General features: G+C 72.0%; 13 protein-coding genes. 7 read left to right on the plus strand and 6 right to left on the minus strand.

The window, feature by feature from the left end:
• Nucleotides 1–19: 19 nt before the first annotated feature.
• Complete coding sequence (locus tag BSB02_RS24715) at nucleotides 20–1,303, minus strand: helix-turn-helix domain-containing protein (protein WP_084962357.1); 1,284 nt, start codon at nucleotides 1,301–1,303, stop codon at nucleotides 20–22.
• A gap of 373 nt (nucleotides 1,304–1,676) precedes the next feature.
• On the opposite strand from BSB02_RS24715, the gene BSB02_RS24720 reads away from it, so the two are divergent.
• From BSB02_RS24720 to BSB02_RS24735, 4 genes are all read left to right on the plus strand, one after another.
• Nucleotides 1,677–4,541 (plus strand): AfsR/SARP family transcriptional regulator, encoded by a 2,865-nt coding sequence (locus tag BSB02_RS24720; protein WP_143591097.1) that lies wholly within the window; start codon nucleotides 1,677–1,679, stop codon nucleotides 4,539–4,541.
• A 44-nt stretch (nucleotides 4,542–4,585) separates the two neighbouring features.
• Nucleotides 4,586–6,742 (plus strand): molybdopterin cofactor-binding domain-containing protein, encoded by a 2,157-nt coding sequence (locus BSB02_RS24725; RefSeq protein WP_084962361.1) that lies wholly within the window; start codon nucleotides 4,586–4,588, stop codon nucleotides 6,740–6,742.
• A gap of 11 nt (nucleotides 6,743–6,753) precedes the next feature.
• The gene (locus tag BSB02_RS24730) at nucleotides 6,754–6,987 is read left to right on the plus strand and encodes an EF-hand domain-containing protein (RefSeq protein WP_084962363.1); all 234 of its coding nucleotides are present in this window, start codon (nucleotides 6,754–6,756) and stop codon (nucleotides 6,985–6,987) included.
• Nucleotides 6,988–7,112: 125 nt separating this feature from the next.
• Nucleotides 7,113–7,571, plus strand: coding sequence for a hypothetical protein (locus BSB02_RS24735; RefSeq protein ID WP_084962365.1), 459 nt, complete (start codon nucleotides 7,113–7,115; stop codon nucleotides 7,569–7,571).
• A gap of 5 nt (nucleotides 7,572–7,576) precedes the next feature.
• On the opposite strand, the gene BSB02_RS24740 is transcribed toward BSB02_RS24735, so the two are convergent.
• Nucleotides 7,577–8,404 carry a SecDF P1 head subdomain-containing protein gene (locus tag BSB02_RS24740; protein ID WP_158088716.1) on the minus strand — a complete coding sequence of 276 codons (828 nt, stop codon included), beginning with the start codon at nucleotides 8,402–8,404 and terminating at the stop codon, nucleotides 7,577–7,579.
• 138 nt (nucleotides 8,405–8,542) lie between these two features.
• Between BSB02_RS24740 and ald the strand changes: the two genes are divergently transcribed.
• Nucleotides 8,543–9,658: an alanine dehydrogenase gene (ald, locus tag BSB02_RS24745; RefSeq protein ID WP_084962369.1), complete on the plus strand. Its 1,116-nt coding sequence runs from the start codon at nucleotides 8,543–8,545 to the stop codon at nucleotides 9,656–9,658.
• Between the two features lie 2 nt (nucleotides 9,659–9,660).
• On the opposite strand, the gene BSB02_RS24750 is transcribed toward ald, so the two are convergent.
• Nucleotides 9,661–10,362: a DUF3105 domain-containing protein gene (locus BSB02_RS24750; protein ID WP_084962371.1), complete on the minus strand. Its 702-nt coding sequence runs from the start codon at nucleotides 10,360–10,362 to the stop codon at nucleotides 9,661–9,663.
• 101 nt (nucleotides 10,363–10,463) lie between these two features.
• Here BSB02_RS24750 and BSB02_RS24755 point away from each other — a divergent pair, with 101 nt between their 5' ends.
• Nucleotides 10,464–11,078 carry a DUF305 domain-containing protein gene (locus tag BSB02_RS24755; protein WP_084962373.1) on the plus strand — a complete coding sequence of 205 codons (615 nt, stop codon included), beginning with the start codon at nucleotides 10,464–10,466 and terminating at the stop codon, nucleotides 11,076–11,078.
• On the plus strand, nucleotides 11,075–12,505 hold the full coding sequence (locus tag BSB02_RS24760; protein ID WP_084962375.1) for a phytoene desaturase family protein: 1,431 nt from the start codon (nucleotides 11,075–11,077) through the stop codon (nucleotides 12,503–12,505). The genes BSB02_RS24755 and BSB02_RS24760 overlap by 4 nt, the downstream gene beginning before the upstream one ends.
• A 4-nt stretch (nucleotides 12,506–12,509) precedes the next feature.
• Here the strand turns inward: BSB02_RS24760 and BSB02_RS24765 are convergent, their stop codons facing one another.
• Genes BSB02_RS24765 through BSB02_RS24775 form a run of 3 tightly spaced genes read right to left on the minus strand, consistent with a single transcriptional unit; the run spans nucleotide 12,510 to nucleotide 16,287 of the window.
• Nucleotides 12,510–13,580, minus strand: a complete 1,071-nt coding sequence (locus BSB02_RS24765) for a threonine aldolase family protein (protein ID WP_240506636.1) — start codon at nucleotides 13,578–13,580, stop codon at nucleotides 12,510–12,512.
• The gene (locus BSB02_RS24770; protein WP_084962377.1) at nucleotides 13,577–14,230 is read right to left on the minus strand and encodes an SDR family NAD(P)-dependent oxidoreductase; all 654 of its coding nucleotides are present in this window, start codon (nucleotides 14,228–14,230) and stop codon (nucleotides 13,577–13,579) included. Before BSB02_RS24770 ends, BSB02_RS24765 begins: the two co-directional genes overlap by 4 nt.
• Complete coding sequence (locus BSB02_RS24775) at nucleotides 14,227–16,287, minus strand: DUF6421 family protein (protein WP_084962379.1); 2,061 nt, start codon at nucleotides 16,285–16,287, stop codon at nucleotides 14,227–14,229. Before BSB02_RS24775 ends, BSB02_RS24770 begins: the two co-directional genes overlap by 4 nt.
• Nucleotides 16,288–16,304 lie beyond the last annotated feature (17 nt).

Consider the following 16,304-nt stretch of genomic DNA (forward strand, 5'->3'; position numbering starts at 1 on the left):
TCGCTTGAGGCATGTTCGCTTACAGGCCCGCGCACGCGAGGGCCCGCCGGTAGGCCTCCACCGCGTCCTCGGAATCGCCGAGCCGCTCGTAGGTCTCGGCCACGCCGAACCAGGTCCCGGCCACCCGGCGGGAGTCGGGCACCCCATCCAGGGGCGCCTGAATCGAACGGACGGCCTCGAGGCCCTCCTCGGCCCGTCCCACCGCGCCCAGCGCGAGTGCAAGGAGGAGCCCGGCTTCGGCTCTGAGGACGTGGCTGTGTCCGGGGATGAGGGCTTGAGCGTCGCGCGCCGCGGTGACGGCGTCGCCGGGCTCGCCGGTCAGGAGCGCGGCGGTGGCCAGGCAGACGAGCAGCCGCGCCCGGTCGACCGTGCTGGCCGAGGTCTCGCTCATCTCCCGTTCGACACGCTCCAGCATGGCACGGGCCTGGGCCGCCTCCTGGGGGCGCGTCTGCAGGATGAGATCGGCCACCGCCGTCCGGAGCCGGGCGAGATTGCGCGGGTGACCGGTCTCCGACTGCACGGCCAGCGCCCGTTCGGCCAGCGCGAGGGCTTCTTCGCCGTGCCCGCTCTTCTCGGCGACGATGGCCGCGTTCCAGTTGGCCGCCACCAGCGACCGGGGCGTGCCCAAGGTGTCGGCCACGTTGAGCAGCTCCGCCGCGAACTGGCGCGCCTTGAGCATGTCGCCGCGGTGGTAGTAGGCGGCCAGGAGCGTGGCCCCGAGCTCGACGAGCTCGTCCGACCAGCCGTGGCCGGCCATCCGGCCGAGAGTCTGCTCCCCGATCTCCACGGCTTCGGTGAGCTGGTCGCTTTCCCGATAGACGCGGCACATGGCGAGCGCCAGTTCGACTTCACGCTCCGGCGTGACATCCTCGGCGTGTAGCCTTTGTAGAATGGCGATCGCCTCGGGAAGGTCCCCGCACGCCTCGGTGGCGAGGGCCAAGCCGAATTCTGTGTCTTGACGCAGCGCAGTCAGCCCTGTCAGGTTATTGTTCGCCAACAACTCGGCGAACCTGGCTCGCGCCTCGACGACCTCACCGTTTTCCAGGGCTAGACGGGCGTATGCCAGCGCCAGCTCGATGTCCTCCAGCTGCTCGGCGGTGACTCCGTTGAGCAGGAAGGACAAAGAGCAGTCCAATTTTTGCGCGATGAGTTCGAGTACCGCCGGAGTGGGAGTTCGCTTGCCACTTTCGATCAAGGAGATGTAGCTATCAGACAACTCAGGATGTGCCAGCTGAGCCTGTGACAGCCCGCGCTGTCGCCGGACTTGCTTAATGCGAAGCCCGACCAAATCAGATGTGGTCATAGCCACCACTCCCTGAGACAATTAGCCCGAGCAACTCACCTGGCGAGGGAGACCCCATGCGCACGCGCCTTGCCCTGTCCGCACTCGTTGCTGTGCTGGCGGCCGCCTTGACCGCCGGCCCCTATGCTACGGCCGCGAGTGCCGATGTGTCTGTACCTGTCCCGATGTCCAAGAGCACACCCGATTGCTGCTGATCGCGTAACACGGGTGCAGAGGCCTGGTGCCGCGGATGAGGCGTCGGCACCAGGCCTCGCGCACGCGGGATCTTGCCCGCAGGCTGCGACGCTACCGGGCGGATCTACATTTCCTCTAGATCGTCGCGGCGCGAGCCGGTGAGCTTCACATTCCGGGGATTCCGGTTACGCTTCCCCGCGTGGACCATCATGACGGTCTCTCCATCCGCCTTCTCGGTCCCATCCTGGCCAGCCGCGACCGCCGGATCGTGAACGTGGGCCCACCGGCGCAACGAGCGCTTCTGGCCATGCTCGCCATGTCCCCCGGTCGCGTGGTTCCGCACGGTGCGCTCATCACCGGCATCTGGGGTGAGGCGCCTCCCCGGAGCGTCAGGCAGAGCGTCTACACCTACATCGCCGGCTTACGGCGAGCCCTGGACCCTGGCCGCGGCAGGCGGGAGGCCTCCTCTGTGCTCCCGGGCGGTCCGGAGGGGTATGCCCTGCGCGTCGAACCCGACCGCGTGGACGCCTGTCTGTTCGCACGGCGGCTGGCGGAAGCCCGGAAGACGTCCGGCGAGAGCCGGCCGGCCGTCCTCGGGCAGGCTCTCGCGATGTGGAACGGACCTCCGCTGGCGGGGGTGCCCGGGCCCTTCGCGGAGATGGAACGCATCCGCCTGGAGGAGCTCCGGCTCTCGGCCCTGGAGCTGCGGTGCTCGTCCCTGCTGGAGCTCGACCGGCCCGATGAGGCCCTCGCCGACCTGCGGGAGCTCACGATCCTGCATCCTCTGCGGGAACGCTTCCATGAGCTGCTCATGACGGCCCTCCATCGTCTGGGCCGGCGGGCGGAGGCGCTGGAGGCGTTCGAACGCGCCAGGCGGATCCTGGCGGAGGAGCTCGGCGTCGATCCGGGACCCGGGCTGCGGTCCCGCCACGAGCTCATCCTGCGTGACCGGTCGCTCGTCCCGCCCCAAGGCCGGCTCCGCGAGGAGCCGCCCGCCCGCCGTCAGGAGCGGCCCGTGCCGCGCCAGCTTCCCCGGGACCTCACGGGTTTCGTGGGGCGGAGCGCGGAAATCGTACGGCTGCGCTCGCTTCTGGCCCCGTGGGACGAGTCCGCGCCCGGCGCCGTGGCAGCCGTCACCGGCCCTCCGGGCGTCGGCAAGTCGGCCCTGGCCATCCACGTCGCCCACAAGGTCGGCGACCGGTTCCCCGACGGCCGGCTCTACGCCAACCTCCGCGGCGCCACCCCCAACGTGGAGCGGCTCAGCCCCCACGAAGTCCTCGGCGCCTTCCTGCGCGCCCTCGGCGTCCCCACCAACGCCATTCCGGCCGACCTCGACGAGGCGGCGGCGCTGTGGCGGACAACCCTGTCCGGCCGCCGCGTCCTCGTCGTCCTGGACGACGCCGCCGGCCCCGCGCAGGTCCGCCCCCTCCTCTCGCTGCCGCCCGGCAACGCCGTTGTGGTGACCAGCCGGGAGTCGCTGTCCCCGCTGGACGACTGCGTGCAGGTGCCTCTCGCGCGGCTGGCCACATCGGAAGCCGCCGCGATGATCGCCAAGCTCGTCGGCGCCGGCCGCTGCGCCGCCGATCCCAACGGCGCCACCCGCCTGGTACGCCTCTGCGACGGCCTGCCCCTGGCACTCCGCATCGCCGCGGCGCGGCTGATCGACGCGCCCGGGTGGACGCCGGCGGCCCTGGCGGACCGCCTGGAGGACGAGCGGCGGCGCCTGCACGAGCTGGAAACCGGCGACCTGGCCGTGCGCTCCAGCCTCATGACGAGCTGGGTCTCGCTCCGCGACAGCGAACGCCCGCTGGACCGGCTCGCCGCCGAGGCCCTCGCTCTGCTGGGACTGCTCCACGTGCCCGATGTCACCGCCGACGCGGCGGGCGCCTTGCTCAGCGTGCCGCCCGCCCGGGCCGAACAGGCCCTGGAGCGGCTGGCCGCCGCCCACCTCGTCGATTCGGCCGCCCCCGGCCGCTACCACATGCACGATCTCGTGCGGCTCTTCACCGAAGAACTGGCGCCCCGTGATCGGCGCGCTCCGCTGCTGAGCGTCCTGGGGCACTACGCGGCGACCGCGCAACGCGCGGCCGTGCTGACGGATCCGCACCGGGTCCAGGCCGTCGCCCCGCCGGTGGAGGCCCCGGCCCTCCCTCTGGCGGACGCCGCCGAGGCTCAGGGCTGGCTCGCCGCGGAGGAGGCCAACCTCGTGGCCGCGGCCGCCCAGGCGACGGCCGATCCAGACGACGACGTCGCCAAGCACGGGGTCGCCCTGGCGTTCGCGCTCCACTGGCGTCAGCACATGAACCTCAAGATGCGCGAGGAGATCTCGCTCAACCGGCAGGTGCTGGAGGTCGCGGCGCGGCTGGGCGACGACCGGATGGCCCTGGAAGCCCACAACCACATGGCGAGCGGACTGACCAACCTGGAACGGCACTCCGAAGCCCTGGAACACCTCCATCGCCAGCTCGTCCTCGCCCGACGCCTCGGCGACCGTTTCTGCGAGCAAAGAGCTCACGGCAACATCGCGATGACCCTGCTGACCTCCCAGCGGCACACCGAGGCTCTCCGGCACGCCGGCAGCCAGCTCGCCATAGCCGAAGCCATAGGCAGCGAGGTCGGCCGGCGCTACGCGCTCTATGTCGCCGGCATGACGCATGACAGGCTGGGACAGCACGACCAGGCTGAGGCGTGCCTCAAGGAGGCGCTGTCCATGGCGAGCCGCGTGGGCGACAGGACGCACCAAGTGATCATCTCGTCCGCGTTGGCGGACGCGCTGGTGGGCCAGGGGCGAATCGTCGAGGCCATGGACCTCCTTCGCGAGAGTCAGGCCATGGCCACGGCCATGAGCCTCAAGGGGCGCCAGTTCGAGTGCAGCATCGGCCTGGCTCGCGCGTGCCGTCTGGCCGGCGACCTGCGCGGCGCGATGGATCACCTCGGTCAGGCCGCCCGGCACCTGCGGGGAGTCAGGGAGGGCGACTCGGAGCGGAAGCTGCGGGAGGAGCTGGAGGCGCTCGAGTCGGCGCGGGGACCCCGTGACGGCATCGACCTCACGAAGATCATCTAGCGTGCCTCTTCTGCCGCCTCGACCTCGAGTGCTGTACTCGAAGCATGACGCAGACGCAGACCTTGACCGAGCGGGGCGTGGGCGCCAGCGCGCTGCGGCCCGACGCCACGCTCAAGGTGACCGGCGAGTTCGCCTACGCCTCGGACCTGTGGCTCGACGGCATGGTCTGGGGGGTGACGCTGCGCAGCCCGCACCCGTCGGCGTGGATCCGCTCCGTCGACGTCGGCCCCGCGCTGCGGATGCCCGGCGTGTTCGCCGCCTTGACCCACGAGGACGTGCCCGGCGAGAAGTACTACGGCCTGGACGTCAGGGACCAGCCCGTCCTCGCCGTCGACGAGGTCAACTACCAGGGTGAGCCGGTGGCGCTGGTGGCCGCCGACCACCCCGAGACCGCGCGGCGCGCGGCGGCGGCGATCGTCGTGGAGTACGAGCCGCGCGAGGCCGTGACCGATCCGCGCAGGGCCACGCGGATCGTGCGCCGCCAGCCGGTGCGGGTGGGCTCGGTGTTCGAGGCCGACGTGGTGGTCCGGGGCGAGTACGAGGTCGGCATGCAGGACCAGGCGCCGCTGGGCCCGGAGGCGGGGCTGGCCGTGCCCGCGGAGGACGGCGGCGTGGACCTCTACATCGCCACCCAGTGGCTGCACGTGGACCGTGACCAGCTCGCGCCGTGCCTGAACCTGCCTCCGGAGAAGGTACGGCTGACGCTGTCGGGGGTGGGCGGCGCGTTCGGGGCGCGGGAGGACCTGTCGATGCAGGTCCACGCCTGCATGCTGGCGCTGCGGCTGAACCGCCCGGTCAAGATGGTCTACAACCGGCAGGAGTCGTTCTTCGGGCACGTCCACCGGCATCCGGCCCGCATGCGGTACGAGCACGGCGCCACCCGCGACGGCAAGCTGGTCTACGTCAAGGCCGACATCCTGCTGGACGGCGGCGCGTACTGCTCCTCCACCCCGGCGGTCGTCGCCAACGCCGCCTCGCTCGGCGTGGGGCCGTACGAGGTGCCCAACGTCGACGTGGTCGCGACCGGCGTGTACACCAACAACCCGCCGTGCGGGGCGATGCGCGGGTTCGGCGCGGTGCAGGCGTGCTTCGCCTACGAGTCGCAGATGGACAAGCTGGCCGCCGCGTGCGGCCTGTCGCCGCTGGAGATCCGCCGCCGCAACGCCGTCTCGCAGGGCTCCCGCCTGGCGACCGGCCAGGTGATCGACTCCCCGGCGCCGCTGGCCGAGATGCTGGAGCGGCTGGCGGCCTTCCCGATGCCCGGGCCGTCGGACGGCGACCTGCTGTCGCTGCCCGGCGGCGTGTCGCAGACCACCCACGGCGAGGGCGTACGGCGGGGCATCGGCTACGGCGTGGGCATCAAGAACATCTGCTACTCGGAGGGCTTCGACGACTACTCCACGGCCCGGGTGCGCGTGGAGCTCGTCGGCGGCGAGCCGCACGCCACCGTGCACACCGCGGCGGCCGAGGTGGGCCAGGGCCTGGTCACCGTCCAGGCCCAGATCGCGCGGACCGAGCTCGGCATCGACAACGTCACGGTGGCCACCGCCGACACCGGCGTGGGCTCCGCGGGCTCCTCATCGGCCTCACGCCAGTCGTACATGACCGGCGGCGCGGTCAAGGCGGCCTGCGAGGCCGTGCGGGCCCGCTTCCAGGGGCTGCCGCCGGTGGAGGCCCTGGAGAAGTTCGGGCCGATCGAGGAGACCCGCGAGTTCCACCACCGGCCGACCGTGCCGCTGGATCCCGAGACCGGCCAGGGCGACTCGCACACCCAGCTCGCGCTGTGCGTGCACCGGGCGGTGGTGGACGTGGACGTCGAGCTGGGGCTGGTGAAGGTGGTGGCGCTGGACGCGGTGCAGGACGTGGGCAAGGCGCTCAACCCGATGGCGCTGGAGGGGCAGATCCACGGCGGCTCGGCGCAGGGGCTCGGGCTGGCGCTGATGGAGGAGATCCAGGTGCGGGACGGGCGGGTGCTCAACCCGTCGTTCACCGACTACCTGATCCCCACCATCCTCGACATGCCGCCCATGCGCCAGCAGATCCTGGAGTTCCCCGACCCCAACGCCCCGTACGGCCTGCGCGGCGCCGGCGAGCCCCCTACTCTGTCGTCCACGCCCGCCATCGTGGCGGCCGTCCGCGACGCGACCGGGCTGCCGCTGAGCCGCGTCCCCGTGCGCCCCGAGGACATCGCGCTTCGATAGATTGACGCGGTATGAGCAACATTGCTGACGAGGCCAGGGAAGAGTTCGCCCGCTTCGACACCGACGGGGACGGCCTCATCACGGCCGCCGAGATCCGGCAGGTGAACGAGGCCCTGGGGACCAAGGGCCTGTCCGACGCGGAGATCGAGGAGATGATCAAGGCGGCGGACCGGGACGGGGACGGCAGGATCCAGCTGGAGGAGTTCGTGGCCCTGGTCGGCGGGGGTCGTCACGAGAAGCGCTGACCCGCGGTCCGTGCCCCGCCCGGGGCACGGACACCGCCTCGCCGCCTGTGACCGCCCGGCCGTTTCCATGACACGATCACTCTGACACCGCCGCTCAGGAAGCGCCGAGGCGAAGGGAGACCGCGATGCGGAACAGGAAGCTGGCCGAGCTCGACGTCCTGGTCGGCGCCTGGGAGATGCGCGCGATGATCGAGGGCCACACCGTGGCCTCCGGCCGGGTCGTCTACGAGTGGGCGGAGGGCGGCTCGTTCCTCCTGCAGCGGTCCGAGGGCGGCCCCGACCCGTCCGCGCCGGAGGCCTGGCACGCCCACTCCCCCTTCCCGACCGTGACCATGACCGGCCTGGACGATCTCACGCAGACCTTCACCGTCCTGTACGCCGACGCTCGCGACGTCTTCCGCGTCTACCAGATGACCTTCGACGGCGGCGTCATGCGCATGTGGCGCGACGCGCCCGGCTTCTCCCAGCGCTTCACCGCCCGGCTCGGCGAGGACGGCAAGTCGCTCGTGGGCTACTGGGAGCGGTCGGAGGACGGGCGGGAGTGGTTGCGCGACTTCGACGTCGTCTACGCCAAGACCGGCTAGCCGGTTCAGTAGTCGCCGCTGTCGCAGGCGATGCCGTTGTTGTTCTTGTCGGGGTAGTGGGAGTACTCCGGATGCCGTCCCCTGGTGTACGGCCCGCCGTACCCCTGCTTGACGGCCTCCTGGCAGCTGGGGAACAGCGGGTCGGCCGTGGCGCGCGGCGAGAGGGTCGCCGCCGGCTCGGTGGCGCCCGGGGTGACGGGGGTGAGCGCGGTGCTGCCGGGCGTGGTGGCCTGACCCGTCGGAGTGGTGGGGGCGGGAGATGCCGTGCCGCCCGAGCCGAGCAGCATCGCGGCCAGGCTCTCGGCCTGCTCCTTGGTGAACCCGGCGATGACCAGGCTGTCGCCGCTCATCCGCTCTCTGACCACGGGAGCGGCCACGACCGACAGCCGGTGGACGACGGCGAGCCGTCCCTCGCCGGCCGCGAGCTCGTCGATCAGGTCGGCCATCTTGTCCTGGTTCTCCGAGGAGAAGGCGAAGCGCAGGGCGTAGGCGCCGCCCTTGGCCGGCACCGCCTGGATGCGCTGGACCGAGCTGACCGTGATGCCCGGATCGAGGAAGTAGCACCACCTGCGGTCGAGGTCGAGCGCGGCCGGCTCGTTCGGGCAGGGGGCGGGCTTGGTGTCGCGGACGGGCGCGAAGTGGACGGACTCGGCCAGCCGGACGGGCGGCTTGCCGCCGAACAGCGGGCTGTCGGGGTTGCGGGTCATGACGACCGCCACGGTGCCCAGGACGCCCGCCGTGACGATCACGATGAGGAGCGAGGCGATCAGGACGATGGTGGTGAACCTGCTCGCCCTCGGCTGCTCGACCACGGCAGGCGGCTCATTCTCCATCGGCGGTCCCATCGGTCTTGACGGTTGCGACGAGAGCCTACCGATGACGATCGAAACCACGGTAATCGCTACAGGCCGTAAAGAACAGCAGTCGGAAAGTGCCAGATTGTCGGCAATGTTCCGCTGGAGACTGCTGGTATGAAGGTCGGAGTTCCACGCGAGGTCAAAAACCACGAATACCGGGTGGCCCTCACCCCCGCGGGCGCCCACGAGCTGGTACGGCACGGCCATCAGGTCTTCGTCGAGAAGGACGCCGGGACCGGGTCGTCCATTCCCGACACCTACTTCGAGCAGGCCGGAGCCGTCATCCTGGACAGCGCCGACGAGGTCTGGGCCGAGGGCGACCTGATCCTCAAGGTCAAGGAGCCGGTGGCCGAAGAGTACCACCGGATGCGCAAGGGCCAGGTCCTGTTCACCTACCTGCACCTGGCCGCCTCCCGCGAGTGCACCAAGGCCATGCTCGACGCGGGCGTCACCGGCATCGCCTACGAGACGGTCCAGACCCCCGACGGGCGGCTGCCGCTGCTCGCGCCCATGTCGGAGGTGGCCGGACGGCTTGCGCCGCAGGTGGGCGCCTACCACCTGATGCGGTCGGGCGGCGGCAGGGGCGTGCTGATGGGCGGCGTGTCCGGCGTGCGCGCGGCCAACGTCGTCGTCATCGGGGCGGGCGTGTCGGGCATGAACGCCGCCGCCATCGCGCTCGGCATGCAGGCCGAGGTGATCCTGCTGGACCGCAACATCGACAAGCTGCGCCAGGCCGACGTCATCTACCAGGGCCACTGCCAGACGGTCGCGTCCAACGCCCTGGAGATCGAGAAGGCGGTGCTGGAGGCCGACCTGGTCATCGGGGCGGTGCTGGTGCCCGGCGCGAAGGCGCCGACGCTGGTGTCCAACGAGCTGGTGAGCCGGATGAAGCCGGGCTCGGTGCTGGTGGACGTCTCGATCGACCAGGGCGGCTGCTTCGAGGACTCCCGGCCCACCACGCACGCCGACCCCACCTACCAGGTGCACGAGTCGCTCTTCTACTGCGTGGCCAACATGCCGGGCGCCGTCCCGCACACCTCCACCTACGCGCTGACCAACGTCACCCTGCCCTACGCCCTGGCCATCGCCCAGCACGGCTGGCAGCAGGCGCTGCGCAACGACCCGGCGCTCGCGCTGGGCCTGAGCACCCACGAGGGGCACCTGACCAGCGAGCCCGTCGCGCAGGCCCACGGGCTGGACTGGGTGCCCCTGGCGGACGTCCTGCGCTGACGCTAGCGGGAGGCGGTCGGGGAGGGCGTCGGCGTCGGGGTCGACTGCTGGGCCGGCTTGGGCGGCAGCGGCTGCTGGTCCTTGGTCGTCGTGATCGAGTTCTCCCCGCCGCAGGTGGCGCCGAACTCGGGCGTCGTCTTGGGGTTGTTCTGGTACTCCTTGACGAACGCCGGCAGCCGCGGGTCCGCGGGGTCGGTGAGCTTGAGCTGGTGGTTCCAGGAGGAGACCACGATCGGCGCGGGCAGCCCCTCGTACGGGCTCATCAGCATGAACTCGGGGTCGCCGGTGGTGGAGGCGACCTCCTTGAGCTTGGCCACCTTGTCCTGGGGCAGGTTCGGCTGGTAGGTGATCCAGACGGCGCCGTGCTCCAGGGAGTGGACGGCGTGCTCGTTGTGGATGGGCTTGTCGTAGATGGCGCAGCGCTGCCAGTAGCCGTTGTGCTCGCCGCCCATCGGCGGGGTCTCCTTGTAGGCGACCGGATCCCAGGTGTGCTCGTTGGCCTGGTAGCTGGCCGAGGTGGCGGCGGCCAGCGACGTCGCCTGGTTCTGCCTGACGAGGTAGACGGCGACCAGGCCGACCAGCACGACGAGGACGAGCCCGCCCGCGCCCCAGATCAGCATCGCGGTGCGACGTTCCCTGCGCTTCTGCTCCGCGCGGATCTTGGCCAGGTGCTCCCGCCGCGCCTGGGCCTTCTCCTTGGTCATCGTTCCTCCATGGCGTGCCAACTGCGGGGCCACCCTATGCCCTTGGGGCGTATCAGGAGAATAAGGGTCTTTGACCTGTGGATCGGTACGCTGGACTCACCATGCAGAAGAAGCCCTTCTTGATCGCCGCGGCCGTGGCCGTGCTGCTGGCCGCCGCCGCTCTGCTGGTGTTCGGCAGGAGCGGGCCGCCCTCCGACGCCTCGCCCGAGGCTGGGTTCGCCCGTGACATGGCCGTCCATCACGCGCAGGCGGTCGAGATGTCCTTCCTCGTCTACGACCGTAGCACCTCCCCCGAGGTGCGCACCCTGGCCTTCGACATCATCAACACCCAGGCCGCGCAGCGCGGGATGTTCATGGGCTGGCTCCAGCAGTGGGGGCTGCGGCAGGCCGGCGACCGCCCGCCCATGGCCTGGATGGTCGGTCACGGCCACGGCGGCACCGAGCAGCGCCCCGACGCGATGCCGGGCATGGCCACCAAGCAAGAGCTCGACCGGCTCAGGTCGCTGAAGGGCAGGGACGCCGAGATCCTCTTCCTCCAGCTCATGATCCGCCACCACCAGGGCGGCGTGAAGATGGCCGAGGCCGCCCTCAAGCTGGCCGAGCGCCCGGAGGTGGTGACCATGGCCAGGCAGATCGTCACCGGCCAGAGCGGCGAGATCACGCTCATGACCGACTACCTCAAGCAGCGCGGCGCCCAGCCCCTGCCGGGCTCGTGAGCGACTACGACGCCGCCGTCGTCGGCTCCGGCCCCAACGGGCTTGTGGCCGCGGTGCTGCTGGCCAGGGCCGGGCGGCGGGTGCTGCTGGTGGAGCAGGCCGACGCCTTCGGCGGCGGGCTGCGCAGCGCGGAGCTCACCCTTCCCGGCCGCGTCCACGACCTGTGCGCCACCGTCATGGCCATGACCGCCCTCTCGCCCGCCTTCCGCGAGCTCGGGCTGGGGGTGGAGCCGGCCTGTCCGGAGATCCCCGCGGCGCACCCGCTGGACGACCGGCCCGCCGTGCTCGTCCACCGCGACCCCGGCGAGACGGCCGAACGGCTGGGCCCCGACGCGGGCGCCTGGCGGGCCACGGTCGGCGCGACCGCGAGCGGCGGGCTGCCGCTGCTGGACATGCTGCTGTCGCCGCTCGGGGTCCCCGGCGCGGGGCCGGGCCGCTTCCGCCCGCACCTGTCCGCGCCGCTGCGGGCCGCCCTGTTCGGCAGGTACGGCATGCTGCCGGCGACCACGCTGGCCAGGACGCGGTTCCGCACCGTGGAGGGGCGTGCCGTGCTGGCCGGGATGGCGGCGCACTCGATCGTCGACCTGCGGCTGCCGATGACGGCCGGCTACGGCCTGATGCTGGCGGCCACCGCGCACCTGACGGGCTGGCCGCTGGTGCGGGGCGGCTCGCAGCGGCTGGCCGACGCCCTGGTCGCCGAGCTGCTGCGGCTGGGCGGCGAGGCGGTGACCGGGCACCGGGTGACCACGGTGAAGGAGCTCGACGCGGACACGATCGTGCTGGACGCGGCGCCGTGGCAGTTCGCGGCGGACTTCCCGGCCGGCTACGTGCGGCGCCTGCGTGCCTTCCGGCGCGGGCCCGGGGTGTTCAAGCTGGACTGGGCGCTGGACGGGCCGGTGCCGTGGCGCGACCCGGCGGTGGCCCGCGCCGGGACCGTTCACGTGGGCGGGACGCTGGAGGAGGTCGCGCTCAGCGAGGCGGAGATGTTCGCCGGCCGCCACTCCCCCCGGCCGTTCGTCCTGCTCGTCCAGCCGTACGCCGCCGACCCCACACGCGGCGGGCACACGCTGTGGGGGTACTGCCACGTGCCCAACGGGTCGGCGGTGGACATGACCGAGGCGGTGGAGGCGCAGATCGAGCGCTTCGCGCCGGGCTTCCGCGACCGGGTGCTGGCCCGGCACGCGATGACGACGGCCGACCTGGAGCGCCGCAACCCCAACTACGCCGGCGGGGACATCGCGGGCGGGCTGTCCACCCTGGGGCAGTTCCTCAAGCGCCCGGTGTGGTCGCTCAACCCCTGGCGCACGCCGCTGCCGAACGTGTTCCTGTGCTCGTCGTCCACGCCGCCGGGGGCCGGGGTGCACGGCATGGGCGGCTGGCACGCCGCCCGCCTGGCCCTGGCGGCGGACTCCCGCCGAAGCGGGTGACCGGTCACGGCGAGACGCCGCGCAGCTCCTCGCGGACGGCGGCCGCGAAGGCGTCGACGTCCTCCTCGGTGGTGTCCCACGCGCACATCCACCGCACCTCGCCCGTCACCTCGTCCCAGGTGTAGAAGGGGAACCGCTTCTGCAGGCGGGCGGTGACGTCCGGCGGCAGCACCGCGAACACGCCGTTGGCCTCGACCGCGCGGGTCACCCGCACCCCCGGCACGTCGGCGACCGCGGCGGCCAGGCGGCGGGCCATGGCGTTGGCGTGCCGGGCGTTGCGCAGCCACAGGTCGCCCTCCAGCAGCGCCTCGAACTGCGCCGACACGAACCGCATCTTGGAGGCCAGCTGCATGAGCGTCTTGCGGACGTACTCGACGCCCCGCGCCGCCTCGGGGTTGAGCACGACGACGGCCTCGCCGTACATGAGCCCCAGCTTCGTCCCGCCGAAGGACACCACGTCCACCCCCGCGTCCGTGGTGAGCGCCCGCAGCGGCACGTCCAGGGCCGCGGCGGCGTTGCACAGCCGCGCCCCGTCGAGGTGGACGAGCATGCCCAGCGAGTGGGCGTGGTCGCAGACCGCCCTGGTCTCCTCGGGGGTGTAGACGGTGCCCAGCTCGGTGGTGTTGGAGATGGACACCACGCGCGGCTGGGCCCGGTGGACGTCGCCGAAGCCCCACGCCTGGAGGTCGACGAGCGAGGGGGTGAGCTTGCCGTCGGGCGTGGGGACGGTGCGCAGCTTGATGCCGCCGGCCACCTCGGGCGCGCCGCCCTCGTCGGTGTTGACGTGGGCGGTCTCGGCGCAGACGACCGCCTCCCAGGGCGCGGTCATCGAGCGCAGCGAGACGACGTTGGCGGCGGTGCCGTTGAAGACCGGGTAGGCGAGCGCGTCGGGGCCGAAGTGCCGCCGGAAGACGTCCTGGAGCGCCTGGGTGTAGACGTCCTCGCCGTAGGGGCTCTGGTGGCCGCCGTTGGCGCGGACGATCGCCTCCAGGATCTCCGGGTGGACTCCGGCGTAGTTGTCGCTGGCCAGGCCCTTGTGGGCGGGGTCGTGACGCGGAATCGTCGAGGGGGTCACTGCGTGAGGTCCAATCGGGTGCCGTTGATCTGGCCGGCGGGCCGGTCGAACAGCCCGGCGACGGCGGCGGCCAGGTCGTCGACGTGGGTGTAGCCGGGGAAGGCCGCGTCGGGCTTGGCGGCCTTCATCTGGTCGTTCACCAGCGCCTTGACGACCAGGACGGTCGCCGCGCCGCCGGTGTCCTTCAGCGCGTCGGCCAGCGACAGCGTCCACGCCTCGGCGGCGGCCTTGGCGGCGGCGTAGCAGGCGCCGCCGGCGGTGGGCCGCTCGGCGGCCTTGGCGCTGACGATGGCGAAGCGGCCGTTGCCGCTCTTGCGCAGCAGCGGCTCGAAGGCCAGCGTGACGTGCTGGAGCGTGCGGATCAGCAGGTCGTGCAGGAAGTCCCAGTCGGCCAGGTCCGTCTCGGCGAAGCTCTTGCTCCCGCGCCAGCCGCCGACGAGGTGGACCAGGCCGTCGAGGCGGCCGTGCTCGGCCTCGATCTGCTGGGCGAGCCGCTGGACGGCGGCGCGGTCCAGCAGGTCGACGGCGATCACGCCGTTCTCGTCGGAGGCGGTCCGGTCGACGGCGATCACCGTGTGGCCGTCCTGCCGGAAACGCCGGGCGACCGCCTGGCCGGTCGGCCCGCCCCCACCCGTGATCAGGATGATCATGCGCGGATCCCCCTCGTCGATTCCACCACTTCGGTGAGCTTACGCCGCAGGGCCTCGTAGAACATGCTCAGGGGGAACTCGTCGGCGAGCACCGCGTCGACCATCGCCTTGGTCTCCTCGGGCAGCTCGCGCCGCTTCCAGGCCGAGGCCGGATGCGGCTCGACGTAGGCGGAGACCAGCTCGTAGGCCGCCAGCCAGTGGGCCGCCTTGGACCGGTCGATGCCGTCGCGGTAGAGCTTCTCCACCTCGCCGCGCAGGTCGGCCACGCCGTCGGCGACGCGCGCCCAGTCGATGCTGAGCCGGTTGTCGGTCCAGCGCACGATGTCGTTGCGGTGCAGGTAGGCGAACAGCAGCTGCCCGCCCAGCCCGTCGTAGTTGCGCACCCGGTCGCCGGTGATGGGGAAGCGGAACAGCCGGTCGAACAGGATGGCCAGCTGCACGTAGCGGGCCTGCGGCACGCCCTCGCGCTCCAGCTTGACGGCCTCGCCGTACGCGGTGAGGTCGCAGCGCAGCTCCTCCAGCGCGTACATCCAGTACGGCATGCGCTGCTTGATCATGAACGGGTCGAAGGGCAGGTCGCCGTGGCTGTGGGTGCGGTCGTGGATGAGGTCCCACAGCACGAAGGTGTCCTGCGCCAGCTCCTGGGAGGCCAGCAGGCGCTCGGCGTCCGGCGGCAGGTCGAGCTTGAGCGTCTCGGCGGCGGCGCGGCAGACCCGGCGGAAGCGGGCCGACTCGCGGTCGGCGAAGATGCCGCCCCAGGAGAACTTCTCCGGCTTCTCGCGCACCGCGACGGTCTCGGGGAACAGCACGGCCGAGAAGGTGTCGTAGCCGGAGGTGAAGTCCTCGAAGGCGATCGGCACGAACATCGGGTTGTCGTACCGCTCGGCCTCCAGCCTGGCCAGCCAGTCGGGCCAGATGGTGCGCAGCCAGACGGCCTCGAAGGTGCGGCTGGGGTTGCCGTTCTGGGTGTACATCGGGAACACCACCAGGTGCTCCAGGCCGTCGACCCGCTGGGTGTCGGGGTGGAAGAGGTTCAGCGAGTCGAGGAAGTCGGGCACGCCGAGGTCCCACTTGGCCAGGTCGGCGCGGACCTGCGCCAGGTAGTCGGCGTCGTGGGGGAAGTAGGGGGCCAGGTCGGCGACGCGGGCGGAGATCGTCTCCACCAGCGCCCGCGCCCTGTCGTGCTCGGAGTGGACCGAGCCGTCCTTGGCCTGGAGCGGCCGCAGCTCCTCGATGGCGGCCTTGAGCTCGCCGAACAGCCGGGCCTTGACGGGGTCGCGGTCGCGGGCGGCCGAGCCGTCGGCGGGCACCCGGGCGGCCCAGGTGACGACGTTGCCCCACAGGGCGAGGTGGTCGTAGTCGGCGATCGAGTCGTCGCCGAACAGGTCGGAGTCGGCGAACACCACGACGCGGCCCCTGCCGTACGGCAGGGCGACCGCCAGCGGCGCGTCGGCCGGGTCGGCGGACGGCGAGGAGGCGAACAGGACGGTGGCGCCCTCGGGGGCGCCCTGGAGGACACGCAGCGCGCCGGCGCGGTAGAAGCAGGCCCGGGAGGCGCCCGCCAGCAGCCCGCCGGCCGGGCGCGGCCGGCCCAGGACCCACGTCGCCACGTCGCGGTGGGCGTTGCGCGGGTCCCGCACGGTGGTGTGCTCGATGCCGATCCCGAAGCGCGCGAGCAGCTCGGCCAGGTTGCTGCCGTACTTGTCCTGCTCCTCCTCCGCCAGGACGACCAGGCCTCCGCCCTCGCGGACGAACTCCTCGACGGCGTCCAGCTCGGCGGCGGAGTACACCGGCTCGCCCCGGCCGACCGTGCGCTCCCAGCGCGCGTCGGAGGGGTGGGCGATCACCAGGACGTCGCGGTCCTGGAGCGCTCCAGCCGACAGCTCGCCCTGCTCGTGCACCGCCACCGCGTGCCCCAGCCGGCGCAGGTGCTCGGCCGCCCGCGCGTAGCTGCTGTCGTCGGGATGCGCCGGGTTGATCGCCTCGGCCAGCTCGCGCCGGGTCGTCCACGCCTGACTGTGGGCCTCGTCGAACAGCACACGGGGGAACGCGACCATGGAAGATCTCCTGTCAA

The organism is Thermoactinospora rubra, assembly GCF_002093975.1.
GTDB classification, from domain to species: Bacteria; Actinomycetota; Actinomycetes; order Streptosporangiales; family Streptosporangiaceae; genus Nonomuraea; species Nonomuraea rubra_A.

Excerpts from the sequence above, each read along its gene's own strand:
- BSB02_RS24770 (WP_084962377.1), bottom strand. The coding sequence starts at position 14,230 with ATGATCATCCTGATCACGGGTGGGGGCGGGCCGACCGGCCAGGCGGTC.
- BSB02_RS24755 (WP_084962373.1), top strand. The coding sequence starts at position 10,464 with ATGCAGAAGAAGCCCTTCTTGATCGCCGCGGCCGTGGCCGTGCTGCTG.
- BSB02_RS24740 (WP_158088716.1), bottom strand. The coding sequence starts at position 8,404 with ATGGAGAATGAGCCGCCTGCCGTGGTCGAGCAGCCGAGGGCGAGCAGG.
- BSB02_RS24725 (WP_084962361.1), top strand. The coding sequence starts at position 4,586 with ATGACGCAGACGCAGACCTTGACCGAGCGGGGCGTGGGCGCCAGCGCG.
- BSB02_RS24715 (WP_084962357.1), bottom strand. The coding sequence starts at position 1,303 with ATGACCACATCTGATTTGGTCGGGCTTCGCATTAAGCAAGTCCGGCGA.
- BSB02_RS24775 (WP_084962379.1), bottom strand. The coding sequence starts at position 16,287 with ATGGTCGCGTTCCCCCGTGTGCTGTTCGACGAGGCCCACAGTCAGGCG.
- BSB02_RS24735 (WP_084962365.1), top strand. The coding sequence starts at position 7,113 with ATGCGGAACAGGAAGCTGGCCGAGCTCGACGTCCTGGTCGGCGCCTGG.
- BSB02_RS24730 (WP_084962363.1), top strand. The coding sequence starts at position 6,754 with ATGAGCAACATTGCTGACGAGGCCAGGGAAGAGTTCGCCCGCTTCGAC.
- BSB02_RS24750 (WP_084962371.1), bottom strand. The coding sequence starts at position 10,362 with ATGACCAAGGAGAAGGCCCAGGCGCGGCGGGAGCACCTGGCCAAGATC.
- ald (WP_084962369.1), top strand. The coding sequence starts at position 8,543 with ATGAAGGTCGGAGTTCCACGCGAGGTCAAAAACCACGAATACCGGGTG.